This is a genomic window from Aliiroseovarius zhejiangensis (genome assembly GCF_014656375.1).
Classification (GTDB): Bacteria; Pseudomonadota; Alphaproteobacteria; order Rhodobacterales; family Rhodobacteraceae; genus Aliiroseovarius; species Aliiroseovarius zhejiangensis.
Map to the genome: position 1 here is coordinate 663,137 of NZ_BNCH01000001.1, position 13,974 is coordinate 677,110.

At 58.3% G+C, this 13,974-nt stretch carries 11 protein-coding genes and 1 pseudogene; 5 read left to right on the forward strand and 7 right to left on the reverse strand.

Going from position 1 to position 13,974, the window contains the following annotated elements; translation table 11 throughout:
* Positions 1 to 63: 63 nt before the first annotated feature.
* Positions 64 to 474: pseudogene (locus IE188_RS03405) on the reverse strand (transposase); the annotation flags it as partial.
* A gap of 115 nt (positions 475 to 589) precedes the next feature.
* Here IE188_RS03405 and IE188_RS03410 point away from each other — a divergent pair.
* Positions 590 to 1,258 (forward strand): AbiTii domain-containing protein, encoded by a 669-nt coding sequence (locus IE188_RS03410; protein ID WP_191285037.1) that lies wholly within the window; start codon positions 590 to 592, stop codon positions 1,256 to 1,258.
* A gap of 90 nt (positions 1,259 to 1,348) precedes the next feature.
* On the opposite strand, the gene IE188_RS03415 is transcribed toward IE188_RS03410, so the two are convergent.
* Together IE188_RS03415 and IE188_RS03420 are read right to left on the reverse strand one after the other, a co-directional pair.
* On the reverse strand, positions 1,349 to 2,497 hold the full coding sequence (locus IE188_RS03415; protein WP_191285038.1) for a hypothetical protein: 1,149 nt from the start codon (positions 2,495 to 2,497) through the stop codon (positions 1,349 to 1,351).
* Between the two features lie 265 nt (positions 2,498 to 2,762).
* Positions 2,763 to 4,118, reverse strand: coding sequence for an IS1380-like element ISPme1 family transposase (locus IE188_RS03420; protein ID WP_012112698.1), 1,356 nt, complete (start codon positions 4,116 to 4,118; stop codon positions 2,763 to 2,765).
* Between the two features lie 341 nt (positions 4,119 to 4,459).
* Between IE188_RS03420 and IE188_RS03425 the strand changes: the two genes are divergently transcribed.
* The 3 genes from IE188_RS03425 (at position 4,460) to IE188_RS03435 (ending at position 9,275) form a co-directional block, all read left to right on the forward strand.
* Positions 4,460 to 7,519, forward strand: coding sequence for a type I restriction endonuclease subunit R (locus tag IE188_RS03425; protein WP_191285039.1), 3,060 nt, complete (start codon positions 4,460 to 4,462; stop codon positions 7,517 to 7,519).
* A 130-nt stretch (positions 7,520 to 7,649) separates the two neighbouring features.
* A complete protein-coding gene (locus tag IE188_RS03430) occupies positions 7,650 to 8,129 on the forward strand; it encodes a hypothetical protein (RefSeq protein ID WP_191285040.1) in 480 nt (159 codons plus the stop codon).
* 9 nt (positions 8,130 to 8,138) lie between these two features.
* The gene (locus IE188_RS03435) at positions 8,139 to 9,275 is read left to right on the forward strand and encodes a DUF4268 domain-containing protein (RefSeq protein ID WP_191285041.1); all 1,137 of its coding nucleotides are present in this window, start codon (positions 8,139 to 8,141) and stop codon (positions 9,273 to 9,275) included.
* Positions 9,276 to 9,461: 186 nt separating this feature from the next.
* Here IE188_RS03435 and IE188_RS03440 read toward each other — a convergent pair whose 3' ends face one another.
* Positions 9,462 to 9,992 carry a uracil-DNA glycosylase family protein gene (locus IE188_RS03440; RefSeq protein WP_191285042.1) on the reverse strand — a complete coding sequence of 177 codons (531 nt, stop codon included), beginning with the start codon at positions 9,990 to 9,992 and terminating at the stop codon, positions 9,462 to 9,464.
* Positions 9,993 to 10,228: 236 nt separating this feature from the next.
* Between IE188_RS03440 and IE188_RS03445 the strand changes: the two genes are divergently transcribed.
* Complete coding sequence (locus IE188_RS03445) at positions 10,229 to 11,404, forward strand: IS5 family transposase (protein WP_191285043.1); 1,176 nt, start codon at positions 10,229 to 10,231, stop codon at positions 11,402 to 11,404.
* Positions 11,405 to 11,569: 165 nt separating this feature from the next.
* On the opposite strand, the gene IE188_RS03450 is transcribed toward IE188_RS03445, so the two are convergent.
* The 3 genes from IE188_RS03450 to IE188_RS03460 form a co-directional block, all read right to left on the reverse strand.
* A complete protein-coding gene (locus IE188_RS03450) occupies positions 11,570 to 11,767 on the reverse strand; it encodes a hypothetical protein (protein WP_054463755.1) in 198 nt (65 codons plus the stop codon).
* 307 nt (positions 11,768 to 12,074) lie between these two features.
* Positions 12,075 to 13,295 (reverse strand): type II toxin-antitoxin system HipA family toxin, encoded by a 1,221-nt coding sequence (locus IE188_RS03455; protein ID WP_191285044.1) that lies wholly within the window; start codon positions 13,293 to 13,295, stop codon positions 12,075 to 12,077.
* Positions 13,288 to 13,590 carry a helix-turn-helix domain-containing protein gene (locus tag IE188_RS03460; protein ID WP_191285045.1) on the reverse strand — a complete coding sequence of 101 codons (303 nt, stop codon included), beginning with the start codon at positions 13,588 to 13,590 and terminating at the stop codon, positions 13,288 to 13,290. The genes IE188_RS03455 and IE188_RS03460 overlap by 8 nt, the downstream gene beginning before the upstream one ends.
* Positions 13,591 to 13,974 lie beyond the last annotated feature (384 nt).

The window sequence follows — 13,974 nt, forward strand, 5'->3', positions numbered from 1 at the left end:
TCGAATTCAAAACTGCGCGCACTAATATTCCGGTCGATAAAGTGATCCCGCAACTAAATGCAGCTCGAACAGCCCGAACAGTGCCCGCTTGACGCGCCGGGTATTGGTGCCGGAGAGATAGACTGCGGCGATCAAGGCTTCGGCCTTCTTGGTCAACCGCTGGTAACGGGGCAGCGCTTTCGAGCGCCATTCCGTCACCTTGCCAGCGTCATCCTCGATCCGGGCCCGCGGCACCCTCACCGTTTCCGTCCCGAAGGTGCAGGTGAGCTGCCGTTCGCGGTGCCCGTGGCGATAGCCTTTCGCAGCTCCGTCGCCACGGTCGTAGCGCAGGCGACCAAGAAAGCTGGCGAGTTCCTCCTCAAAAACGGCCTCGATGGTCGCGCGGACGTTCATCCGGAGCCGCTCCTCGATCGGATCGAACCCGGCCTCATGGGCCAGTAGCGAAAAGCTGGAAGTATCGGTATTCTTGGTCATGGCGTGATCTCCCTGGCGGTTGCCGCCGCCGGTTGGGTGGGTGGATGTTCACCCGGAGATTACGCCGCCTTCAAATTTCCACCAACTCCGAGACACGACCACAGCAGATGAGTTCATGACAGACCTGCTCAGCACGGCTCGTGTTGCGCAGTCAATTGGTAGCCTCCGTGACTTGGTGTCTCGTGAAGGGAATGGCCTTTACCATTTCCCAATCCCTACAGAAATAGTCAATGAAATTAATAAGTTGATGAATATACAGACCCCTCGCATGGTTGTTCAAATTCCTCGTGGTGGAATCGTGGGTATTTTGGATTTTGTTCGCAACAAAGTCCTGGACTGGTCAATCGAAATGGAACGAAGCGGAGTGTTGGGCGATGGTTTCACGTTCAATGCAACCGAGGTAGAGAGCGCGAAAACGGTCATGACAACATTTAACAGCGGTTCTCCAGGGCCGGTTGCTGCCATATGGTTGAAAAAATCCGGCACGGCGTCGGCCGCCGCCGCCTCGTCAAGACCGTCTAATTCTGGGAAGGACAGGATACACTCGATCGACAGCGTCGCTCCAGGATCGAGCTCGGTTTGGTCAGGCCTAAGCGCGCATCATCGCGGTTCTTTCTCCGATGCCGCTGGAGGGCGGCACCAATTCATTGCCCGGCCTTGTCGGCTGCGCGGGCTCAGCGGTGGTCTTGCGCCCCTATCGGTCTGTTCCGACGGAACGTCAGGAATGCCCTGCGAAGCCACGAAACAGCGAAACTTGTCAGGCCCGGACACCCATTCGCGGTGAGGACGGCCCTTGGACGAACATAATGGCGTTGGGGCGGCAATTACAATGGGGAAATTTCGGCAGGCCCGCGCAGCGGGGATGCGGCGCGAGTCATGGGCAGTTGGCGGCCAGCCAGTCCTGCAGCACTCCGACCTCTCGGCCATAGGCCGCAGCTTCCTCGGCGGCTTGGTTCTCGGGCACCTGCAGCCAAGCATAAAAGCTCGAACGCGGCGCAGAAATACCGTCGACCAAGACACCCACGAACGGATCGACGTTATCCCAGTTGATGATACGCCCGTCGGGAGCCGTATAGGTCGGCGGCTTGTTCCAACGGCGGCAGGACTCGCGGTGCGTGGCCTCATGCGTGAAAGCGCCCTTGATAATGATTGCCGGCTGGCAGCTTTTGGCCACGTCAGCGGGTTCCATCATCTTGATCTTGCAACTGACAGGGTCGACCTGCGCATAGGCGCCCGGCTGTGTCCTTGCGCCAGCGCTGCGATCGCCCGCATTCAACTCGCCTTGCGGAACTATCTCTTCGGGCGCGGGCGGTGCCCCGCCCGTGGCCGTACTCGCCAGGGTCAGGTCATCATAGCTGTAGCGCGGCTTGTCGCCACCAAAAGCGTGAAGCCTGCGATTGTCGTCCATCCAGAAATTCTCGCCTGGACCGCTGCCGCGCAACCCTTCGGCGCGGGCCTGGGCGATCAGCGCCTTGTCCTCGTAGGACGCAAGGCGCGACTCCAGGAAATCGAGCTCCTCGCGCACCTTGGCGCACATGCAGGCCGCCGCCCTGCCCTGCCCCTGCAATTCCATCGGCAGCTTGCGGTTGGGCTTGCCCATCGTGGACATGGCCGGGGGCAGCGTGATCTCGAGGGTGAAGCCCTCGGTCATCGCAAAGCTCGCCTCCAGTTGCGCCGTATACTCGCCGCTCGACATGTCCAGGGGCGGCGGCGCGGCTGTCAGCTCGTAGAGGAACGGCCCGCCGAAGGGCGACGGCTCGGCCCCCGACCAATAGCCCGTGCCGGCGGAGCAATGCAGGATCACGTCCACGTCCGGCCCGTCGAACCGCTTGGCCTGGATGCGCATCTGCGTGGGACAGGCGGCCGCGTCGCCATCGACATAGCTGAGTGTCAGCGGCTCGGACGTGCCGTACACGCCTTCGCTGGGCAGAGGGTTGCAGCCGCAGCCCTCCGCCAGGGCGGCCCCCGCCCACAGGATCACCGCCACAGACAGGCCGGCCCGCATCGCACCAGTCATCCCCATCGCACCCTCCTTGCGGGGGCGGGCAAGGGCGCGGCCCCCTCTACCCGACATTCCCCAAGTGGCCTGCCGCTTGACTTCAAGATCGCCTGATTTTGCTCGCTGGGCAAGCGTTTTTCGCCCCGAGCGGTGTCTGTCGTCGCGCAAACGGCCGAAGTCGGGTGGATCAAGCCTCGAACCCGCAGCATTCTGGCCCGGCAGAGCCGCTTTTCCGCGCGGCAGACGGACCTGTCCTGCCGCTTTCGTTCAGCTTGGGCATGGATCGTGGTCATGCGCATGACGGAGGCGTTCGAAGACGGCGGATGGCGGCAAGGACGGCCCGCACCATCGGGCCGGTGACGGCGACCTCGGCCAACTGGAAGGTAATGGCGCGGGCGTGGCGGACGACGCGGGCGCCGATCTTGATCAGCTTGAGTTGCAGGCTGGTCAACGACCAGTCCGCCATGGCCTCGGGCAGTTCGATGCAGCGCAGGAAGGTTGCCAGGTTGTAGGCCAGCGCGTGCAGTTGCAGCCGCACCTCGTTGTGCCGGAACTTCCGGCATGACAGCCGCGTCCAGCGAAAGGCATATTTGCCTTCCTTGATGTGCTGCTCTGCGGTGCCGCGCTGGTTGTAGAACCTCACCACCCAGTCTGGCTCCATCGGCAGGTTGGTGACGATGAAGCCGACTTTGGGGAACAGCTCGCCCGGATGCCATTCGATCTTGGCGATGACGCGGCGCGGCTTGTCCCAGGACGCCGCCTGATACTCGAAGTCCTCGAAGAACCGTTTGACCTTGGTCAGCGAAGGCCGTCCCACGGGCCGTGTCAGCCGATGCGCGATCTTCTCGCGCAAGACGGCGTTGGCGGGCAGACGGATGGCGTAGAAGAACCTGGCTTCTTCCAGCCGCATATAGATCGCGGGGATCGCGTAGGCAGCGTCGGCCCGGAAGAAGCGTCCACCAAGGTCGCGGCCAGCATATCGGGCAATGACGGGATCAAGGACATCCCGCCAGCCATCGGCGCTGTGGACATTGCCGTTACGCAGGGCGCAGCGCTCCAGCATGCCAAACTGGTTGAACAAGAAGATGGGGTGATAGCAGGTGCAGTCGAAATGCCCGTTCCAGGCAGCACCTTCCTGATCGCCGTGGGTGGGGCTGACCGAGCTGTCCATGTCCAGCACGATGTATTTCAACCCGTTGCGGTCATGAAACCGGTCGATCCATTGGCCGTTCAGATCGGCCAGCGCCGCCCGGTTCGCGGCCAGAGCCAGCGTCTCGGTCTCGAACCGTCCCATCTGCGATGCCGAAGCAGCTTGCGCCTCGACGGCCCTGCCGCCAACGACCTGACGCATCACGGGATCGAGGGCCAAGCGGTCGGCATCGTTCACATCCTCGTATCCGGCCAGTCGTCCGAACACCGATTGCCGGAACAATCCGTCAAGCCGATGGAGCGTGTTCTTCCCGGTGCGGCTGTCTCGCAGCGCCTCCGACGCCAGATTGGACAGGCCGAGCACGTCATCAAGCTCGCGCATCACCAGCAGGCCACCGTCTGAACTGATCTGCGCACCACGGAACTCCAGACGCACACGGCGGTCGAAATCAACCCGATCTCCCCGCGCCAAGCCCGCACCCTCCAGGTGATCCATGAAACGCGCCCCTCGCAGCCGTCAACGCCATGATTTATATGCGAAATATCACGATTACGACAGCGAAATCAGCGACTTACTTGGAGAATGTGGGATGCAGGCCATCACTGGTGCGAGTCGCTTCACAATACGATCCGGAATTACACCGCGTCGAAACGGCGTCTTCAGGTTTCAAAATATCTCTTCACCGCAAGTTTGGATCCCTCTGCGGTCTTGGATCCGACTGGGCGCTACCTTTTGAAGGATACGTCAATTCGACATTACAACTTCGACGAAGTTGATATGATGGATTTAGACGACATGGAAAATGACCATGTGTATACTGTTAGTTGATAGATATTATGAGCAAACACACCGAAATCCGTTTTGAAGATGCCATCATCGAAAGCCTGACCACGGCTGGCGGCTATGCCTTGGGCAACCCCGACGGCTTTGACGCCGAGCGCGGGCTGTTCCCTGACGATGTCATCGCCTTCATCGAGGCGACACAGGCCAAACGCTGGGCCAGCCTTCAGGAGTTCCACGGCGACCGCGCCAAGGGCACCTTGCTGGATTCGCTTTGCAAAGAGCTGTCGGCCAAAGGCTCGCTGCATGTGCTGCGCCACGGGTTCAAGTGTTTCGGCAAAACGTGGAAGCTGGCCTATTTCGCGCCCGCCTCGGGCATGAACCCCGACGCGCTGGCCGACTATGCCGCCAACCGCATGACCGCCACGCGGCAGGTGCATTTCGACCCCAAGAAAAAGGGCCTCTCGCTCGATCTGGTACTGTCGGTCAACGGCCTGCCCATCGTGACGATGGAGCTGAAGAACCAGATGTCCGGCCAGACGGTCGAACACGCCAAGAAGCAGTACAAGTTCGACCGCGATCCAACCTGCCCGATTTTCCGTTTCAAGGAACGGGCGTTGGTGCATTTCGCCGTCGATACCGATCTGGCCTCTATGACGACACGGCTGAGCGGGTCGAAGACGGTGTTCTTGCCGTTCAACAAGGGGCATGGGCACGGCGCGGGCAATCCGCCGGATGAGGACAACTACCGCACCGCTTATCTGTGGGAAGAGGTTCTGACCAAGGATAGCCTGATGGATATCCTGGCGCGTTTTCTGCACCTCGAGGTGAAGGAAACCAAGGTGGTGACCGCGCGCGGGATCAAGACCTCGCGCAAGGAAACGATGATCTTCCCGCGTTATCACCAGCTGGATTCCGTGCGGAAGCTAGTGGCCGACGCCAAGACACAAGGCCCTAGCCACAATTACCTGATCCAGCACTCGGCCGGGTCCGGTAAGTCTAACTCGATAGCCTGGCTGGCGCATCGCTTGTCGAGCCTTCACGATGAGAATGATCAGAAGGTGTTCAGCACGGTGGTGGTGATCACTGACCGGCGCGTTCTGGATCAGCAGCTGCAGGACACGATCTATCAGTTCGAGCATAAACAAGGCGTGGTCGAGAAGATCGACGAGAATACTCAGCAGCTGGCCAAGGCGCTGTCAGGTGGCGTGCCGATCGTAATCACGACGATCCAGAAGTTCCCTTTCATCGCGCAGGCATTGGACACGCTGTCCAAGAAGGGTGAAGGTGTTCAGATCGACACGACCGGCAAGAGCTTTGCCGTGATCGTAGACGAGGCGCACAGCTCCCAAAGTGGTGAGACTGCCATGGAGCTGCGCAAGGTGCTGAACCGTGAAGGCATCGCGGCCACGATTGCCGAACAGATCATCGATGATGAGGAGGAGCAGAACCTTTCCGACGAAGCGAAAGAAGCCCTGTTCCAGGAGATGCTCAAGCGTCCCCGCCAGAAGAACATCAGCTTTTTTGCTTTCACTGCGACGCCGAAATTCAAGACGCTGGCGGTGTTCAATGAGCCGGGACCGAACGGGAAGCCCCCCTTTCACCACTACTCCATGAGGCAAGCCATCGAAGAAGGCTTCATCATGGACGTGCTCAAGAATTACACGACCTACAAAGCCTACTACGGGCTAATCAAGTCGATCGAAGATGACCCTGAAGTCCCGCGCAAGAAGGCCGCCAAGCAGCTTGCGCGTTTCATGAGCTTGCACCCGCACAATATCGCGCAAAAGGTGGAAGTAATCATTGAGCACTTCCGCCATCATACGCGTCATAAGATTGGTGGCCGCGCGAAAGCGATGGTGGTCACCGGATCGCGCTTGCATGCGGTTCGCTATAAATTGGCTTTCGACAAATATGTCAAAGACAAAGGCTACGGCGACATCAAGGCACTGGTGGCGTTTTCCGGTTCGGTGAAGGATCCCGACTTCCCCGACAAGGAGTACACCGAAGTCGGGATGAACAAGGGCATCAAAGAAAGCGAATTGCCAGAGAAGTTCGGCACTGAAGAATACCAGGTGCTGCTCGTGGCCGACAAATATCAGACCGGTTTCGACCAACCTTTGCTTCACACCATGTATGTGGACAAGCGTTTGTCAGGCATTCAGGCGGTCCAAACGCTGTCTCGCCTCAACAGACGGACAGCGGGCAAGGAAGACACCTTCGTGCTGGATTTCGTCAACGAACGCGATGAGATTTTCCAATCGTTCAAGGATTATTACGAAACCACCGACGCGGGTGAAGCGCCGGATCCGCACCAGCTCTATGAACTGCAGCATTCAATTGAAGAATGGCGTGTTTTTGGCAGCGATGAAGTCGATCAGGTTTGCGAAATCTGGTTCAAGAATCGCAAAGAACCGACTGCTTCCGATCATCGCAACATGAATGCTTTGATTGACTTGGCTGTTGAACGCTTTGCGGCTCTGGAAGATGCCGACCGCGAGCTACTGCGTGGCAAACTCACCAGTTTCCGAAACCTTTACGCTTTCTTGTCTCAGGTCGTACCATATCAGGATTCAGACCAGGAAAAGCTCTACACCTACCTTCGCCTTCTTATCCCGAAACTGCCGAAACGCGCCGAGGACGATCCATTCCAACTCGGTGACGAGGTAGAGCTACAATACTACCGGCTGCAAAAGATCAGCGAGGGTGGCATCGACCTTTCGCAAGGTGAAGCTGAACCACTGAAAGGGCCAACGGAAGTAGGATCAGGGGTTTCTAAAGATGAAGCTGTCCAGCTAAGTTTGCTGGTCGACACGTTGAATGAGCGGTTTGGGACCGAATTCGATAAGGCTGACGAGCTGTTCTTCGATCAGGTAGTAGAGGTGGCAACAGGGAAAGAAAAGTTGCGCGAAGCCGCGCGGGCAAACACGTTGGATAACTTCTCCTTGGTCTTCAACTCCATGCTTGAAGGCATGTTCATTGAACGCATGGAAGGCAATGAAGAGATCTTTGCCAAACTAATGAACGATGATCGGTTTCGGGAGGCTGCTGCGAACGGCCTCGTGAAGCGAGTTTATGATTCAATCGTCGGTAAAGAAGCCCCCTCAGCGGACTGAACGCCGCCGACCGCAGTATTGGAGTTAGTTAGTCGATGTTCCGCGTTGATTTGAAACAAAATTACTTGCTTCGCCTCATGTTCGTCTCTTTGAACATCAAGGCCACTGAGGCGGAAGTGCAGGCGGTGCTATGAGCGAGGACATCAAGGTGTTTAGCGTGGACGATGAAACCGAAGCTTGGATGCTCTGCCGAGCCGATGCCGAAGTGTTGGCTGATATCCTGCAAGAACTGTGGAGTTGGAAGGCCGGTCTGGCCAGTGGCCAAGACATGCTCGCACTTGGGGCCGCAATTACGGCAATCGAGAGCATCCTTGAAAAGGACTACCGGGGATGTGGCGTGCAGGTCGGCTGGACGCTGCGCCCCGAGATGATGGAAGGTGTCTCCGTCGATTTGGCTATCAGCGACGACGGCATCGCACTCGGCAAGACGGAGTTCGTCCCAACCGGGCAAAACAATAGTTGTGACCATGCTTGCAAGACCTTGGCTTTCCTGAACGACGACGGTGGATTTGACGTCTCCGCCATCGGGCGCTGGCTCGAATTGGTTGTGAATGTGAAAGGCGACCAAGCGAAGTTCGACAGTGAGATTACTTGGCTGCAAGAGTACTGAGAAGAAAATATGTTCCGCGTTGATTTGAACCAAAACCGTTTGTCCCGCCTGACCCAGAAGCGCTTTTCTGACTTGAACCTGCGCGAGCGTGACCACTTGCAGGAGTGGCTGGCCAACCAACCTGATGCCCTCGGGGAGGAATTGCTGATCATTCAGAAGGAGTTCGACGGGTTTGATGAAACCCGCGAACGCCTGGATCTCTTGGCGCTCGACAAAGACGGCAACCTCGTTGTGATCGAGAACAAACTCGATGACAGCGGGAGAGATGTGACCTGGCAGGCGTTGAAGTACACCGCCTACGTCTCCGGCCTGACCAAGACGCAGATCGTCGATATCTACCAGCAATACCTCGACCGCTATGCGGGCGGCGGCAATGCGGCCGTGCGGATCTGCGAGTTCATGGAAGTCGAGGAGTTAGAGGAGACCGTCCTGAACCCCGGCAATGACCAGCGCATGATTTTTATCGCAGCCAATTTTCGGCGTGAGGTCACGGCAACGGTCCTGTGGCTCCTCAGCCGCGGAATTCGCGCACAATGCTTCAAGGTGACTCCGTATTCGTTTGGCGACGAGCTGATGGTCGACATTCAACAGATTATTCCCACGCCTGAGGCGGCGGACTTCATGATCGGAATGTCGAGCAAAGAAAACGAAGAGAAAGCCATCCAGGACACGCAGAAAAAGCGGCACAAGCTACGCTTGGACTTCTGGGAAGCTGCCCTTGAACAGCTGCGCATTGAAGGCGTTACGCTATACCAAAATATCAGTCCGACGAAGGATCACTGGCTCAGCGCAGGATCTGGGACGCGGTCTTGCCCCTATCAGATGATCTTCTCGCGAGATGAAGCGCGCGTCGAGATAAGCTTGCAGCGCTCTGAAACTGCAGAGAACAAATGGCTGTTCGATCAGCTCTATGGCCAGAAAGATGCGATCGAAGCAGCGTTTGGGGCCGAACTCGATTGGCGGCGCATGGACGATAAGAAGGCCAGCCGCATTGTCTATGCTCAACCCTTCGACGGCTTCAACAGGGAAGCGTGGCCCGAGATGATTGGTTGGCTTGTGGCTCATATCCAAAAACTGGAAGCGGCCTTCAGTGAACCCCTTTCGCGCCTGAACCGTCAGGTTCGGTCGCAAGATGAAGCGACTTAGCTGAGGATCCAGTTTTCAGGAATGAAGGCCAAGACGGGAAACCCGCCCTGGCGCTCAGGTCATTCCGTGACCGGATCTTCATCGCGGCGCGGGAAGGCGACCATTTCGACGTCGGGGATCCTATCGACAGTGCGACCTCACAACTGAGGCAGCCCAATTTCGCATGCTTTGGGCCGTCCGCCGACTTCACGGAACTGCAGCGAACTGGTCTTCAGCCCAGCGGCGGATCTTGTCCTCTCTCGGCATGCCTCGATATTGGCGCGGAGTATTCCAAGCTTGGGTTGATGGGTGCCCTGTTCGGTAGGCTCTTATGTCAGGCATATGCGCTTCAAACACTTCGTGGGCGAACTGTGCCGCCTTTCCCAAATAAACGATGATTTCGGGCTGAACGCGTTGCAAACGGGCAATGAGCCTAGCTCGGTTCTCGGGTGCCAGAACGTCCTGTTTGCGAGGCTGCGTACTCCCATCATATCCCTCGCGCTCGGGATATCTTGGCAGTGAATGCGCATTGACTAAGCTGTAGGCATCCAGTTGCAGCGATGGAAAAACCAGCGGATGCAGGACCTGCAAGCATCGGAGCATGATTTCAAGATTTTGTCCGGACTGCCCTGCGAAAGGCCGTCCGTCCCGTTCTTCTTCACGTCCAGGACAGGCCCCGACCAACAGTACTCTTGGATGTACATCGACAAATCTGAAATCAGCAGCGTTCCTACACATCTCGAAAACCTAGCCGACCATGATCGGAAACCCAAGGGCACTGGCGACGGGGTGCGAATACATCCTTACAGTCCAGCCGATAGTGAAGTGAATACCGCAGAAATCGATCGGCCATGCCCACGAAATTTCACCTGAAAGCCGAACTACAGCTTAGCAGGCTGCTGAAAAAGGCCGGTCTCGACGCGGTTTCGAGAACATGATTCACTTCCGGCACGGCAGCGGCAGTGAGGGTGACGATGCGTGGGACGGACGAAGTGAGCGGATCGCTGTTCAGCTATGTGGACCTTGATGAGCGGGTCCCAGCGGGTCATCCACTTCGCAAGATCCGGCAGATCGTGAACGACGCGCTGGCGAGCCTCGATGCCGAGTTCGGTGCGCTCTACACCGACTTCGGCCGCCCCTCCATTGCGCCGGAGCGCTTGATCCGGGCGAGCCTTCTCCAGATCCTGTTCTCGATCCGCTCGGAGCGGCAGCTGATGGAGCAGATGGATTACAACCTGCTGTTCCGGTGGTTCGTCGGCCTTGGCATCGACGACGCTGTCTGGGTCCCCACGGTGTTCAGCAAGAACCGCGACCGGCTGCTGACCACCGACATGTCGCGCAAGGTCATGGCCGCGATCCTCGCGCACCCTGAGGTCAAGCCACTGCTGTCGGACGAGCACTTCTCGGTCGACGGCACCCTGGTCAAGGCGTGGGCATCCATGAAGAGCTTTCAGCCAAAACATGGCGCGCCGCCGCCGCACGACGATGATCCCGGCGGGCCACCGCCACCAACTGACGAGACCTCCGCCAACACCGGACAGCCCCAACAGACCGAGACCCAACCGATGCCCGACACGCCCCGCCAAACACGCAACGCCGAAGTGGACTTCCGCGGCCAGAAGCGCTCGAACGCGACCCATGCCTCGGTCACGGACCCAGATGCCCGTCTTTACAAGAAGGCGCCGGGTGCCGCGGCGATGCTGTGCTTCATGGGGCATACGCTGATGGAGAACCGAAACGGCCTGGTTGTGCAGGCGGAACTGACCCACGCCGACGGCCATGGCGAGCGCAAGGCGGCACTCGAGATGATCAATCGGCACTCACCAGGCTCGACCCGGCGCCTGACGCTCGGGGCGGACAAGGGATATGACAGTGCTGACTTCATCGCCGATCTCAGGCGCATGGTCGTGACACCGCACGTCGCGCAGAAGGCCCGGCATTCCGCCATCGACGGACGGACTACCCAGCATCCCGGCTATGCCCTTTCCCAGCGGCGCCGGAAGAAGATTGAGGAACCGTTCGGCTGGGCCAAGACCGTCGGCGGCATGGCTCAGACCGTTCATCGCGGCCTCGACAGGGTTCGCGCGCAGTTCACCATGACCATGGCGGCCTGCAACCTCGCAAGGCTCCCGAAACTCCTGGCGGCCTGATGAACAAAGCAACCCAGACCTGGCGTCTGCCGCCGGTGCCGCAGAAAACCGCCTTGAAATCCATGCGGCAGGAACAACGTCCTTCAAGCCCGACTTCTTCAGCAGCCTGTTAGTTCTATCGCCTCAGAAGAAAGCCAGGGCGGGCGACCCGCCCTGGCACTGAGGTCATTCGGTGACCGGTTCTTCATCGCGGCGCGGGAAGGCGACCATTTCGACATCGGGAAACATGCTGTGCTTGACGTTGATCGACGTGATGTTGCCGCTGTCGTCGGTGTTGACGAAGAGGACACCGCAGCGGTCCCAGAAGTTCTTGCCATCTTTTTCGCCGGATTTGACGTTCAGTTTCAGAGTTTGAGTAGCCATTTTTTGATCCTCACTTTGAGTGTTTCGATGAACATGACCAAAGCTGGCACCAAGGGGCTGTCAGCGAGAAACTTGCCTCGCGAGGAATGCGCTGGCGCAGGGGAATTTTCTTGTTGAAGCGGGGCTTGCACCGCGTCTGCTACTGCTGCCCGCTTATGTTCAGCAATCAGAAACACGGCGCTGAGGGTCTGAGTTCGGCACTCCAAAATCGACTGCCACGTCATCCCGCATCGCAATGGCGAAGGACCTCAAAATCCCGCTACAGCCAAACGGCTTTCGCTCAAGCCCATTCAACAGCTGCCCCAGTTCACGCGCGCGCCAAATCCGCTTCCTCGTGATCAAAGGCTGACGCCATCTCCCTGATCTCCCTCTCCGGAGCCCCCAGGGCACGGGCAACGTCACGCCAAGCCATCGTCGCTTCGGCCACCTCTGCAATGATGCGATCTGCCTCACTGCGCTCGAGTAGATAGGATTCATGTTGAGCGCGGTGCAGGGCGATACTGGCATCCGGATTGTCATCATCAACGTAGCTCTTGAGCACACGCGGTTGGTTCGGCACGGGATTGATGTCGTAGGCCGGTGAGAGGTGCCAGCCGCCACGCCCACGAAGAAATCCGTGATTGCGCATATGGTCATCGAGGTTCGTCACGAGAATGGAAAAGGCAACCCGCCGGTAGAGCTCCTCTCGGTCTTGGTCGGGAGTGACGCTTTCTGAGGTGATGATATCGGCCAAGTCCAAATAGCTATAGCTTTCGCCATCTTTGCCGCCCAGCATGGCCATGGCCGACATGAACGGGATCCTGCCGTCATCGTTCCGATCAAACCGATGGGACAAGAAAACCGGCTTGTCGCCCGCCATCTCAAGCGTGTGATCAGAAACCGTGATTCCGGCGCGTCTTGCCAACGCCAATGCAATGGCTTCCCAGCGTTCCACGCAATAGGCGTCCGTCTCTTTCGGGAACTTTGCGACAGAAAGACGGCCGTGTTGGTCGAGGATGCTGGCCTTCGGCCGAGCGCCTCCTAAGGAACTTCCCGGAGCAAACAGCATTTGAAGATCCTCGGCGGTCTCCTCCCCGCGAAGAACGCGTTGCGAGGCATGAAGCAAATCCCCGAGGCTCACGAGAGCAGGCACGCCAATGCCGTCGCGCGCTTGAAACTCCCCATCAACCTTAAAGCGTAGCGCGCCCAAACGGGTCTCGTCATTCACCCCTAGCAGGTAGTCGGTTTCTTGCAGCACTCTCGGACGTCGCCCCTCGGCCTCTGCCATGCGCCCCTCATAGCGCCGCATCACCGTTCGCCCCCAGGTATCAGGGGCAGAATCCCCAAGCGGCGCAAGCATGTCCTGCCCCGCCTCAGGCACGAATTGCCCTTTGACGAGAGGCATGCCCGGCGAAAGCCCGAAGGCATTTTCGTCGGCAAGCCAATCGTCATGATAGGTAAAGGAGACCCGCTCTCGGCCCCGCCCAGCTGTACGGTGGAGCGTGCCGACCTGTTTCAGCCCTTTCCAGTCGATCCAGACCTCAACCATTTTTCAGTCTCGCACGCTGCGGGAGGTCATCCAGGGCCATTTGCTCGCCAACCGGGTCATCGAGATCCCCCCAGCCTTTCAGAAGGCCGAGCGCCTGCAGGACTGCCACATAAGTGCCGATCTTGACTGCGGGGTTCCCGCTTTCGATCTTGGCGATGGTCTGCCGCGTTGTGCCAGCACGCTGCGCAACAATCTCAGCGGTCAGTTTGCGGCGCAGTCGTGCAACACGAATGTTTTCCCCAAGTGCCACGAGCTCCTTACGCGCCGCTCTGGGCACCTTGATCGGAACAGCCATAATGATATCTCCAAGCAACACTAAGCACCAACATGTTACGCTGAGTAAACATTAATGTCAATTTTGATGACTTAAATCAACAGTGCAACACCCCCGTTCGAACCACACCTTATGTTATCTCAGGGGAACATTTCACAGATTAAAGTTATCTTTGCGCAACATAACCCGGCCCACCGAGCAAGCGTTCTATCCGCTGCCGAGCCACAAACGTGACACCCATCTCTGCGCAAGCAAGGCTGGTTGAAAGAAAGCGCTTTAACGGCCTTCAGAACCCATACTGCGTTCATCATGGAAAACCTGCTTACGAAATTCTCAGATAAAAGCTATCAATTGACGCGAATTATTCTGAGGATAACCGCCCCCCACAAGTGTCTGCAAAGGCCG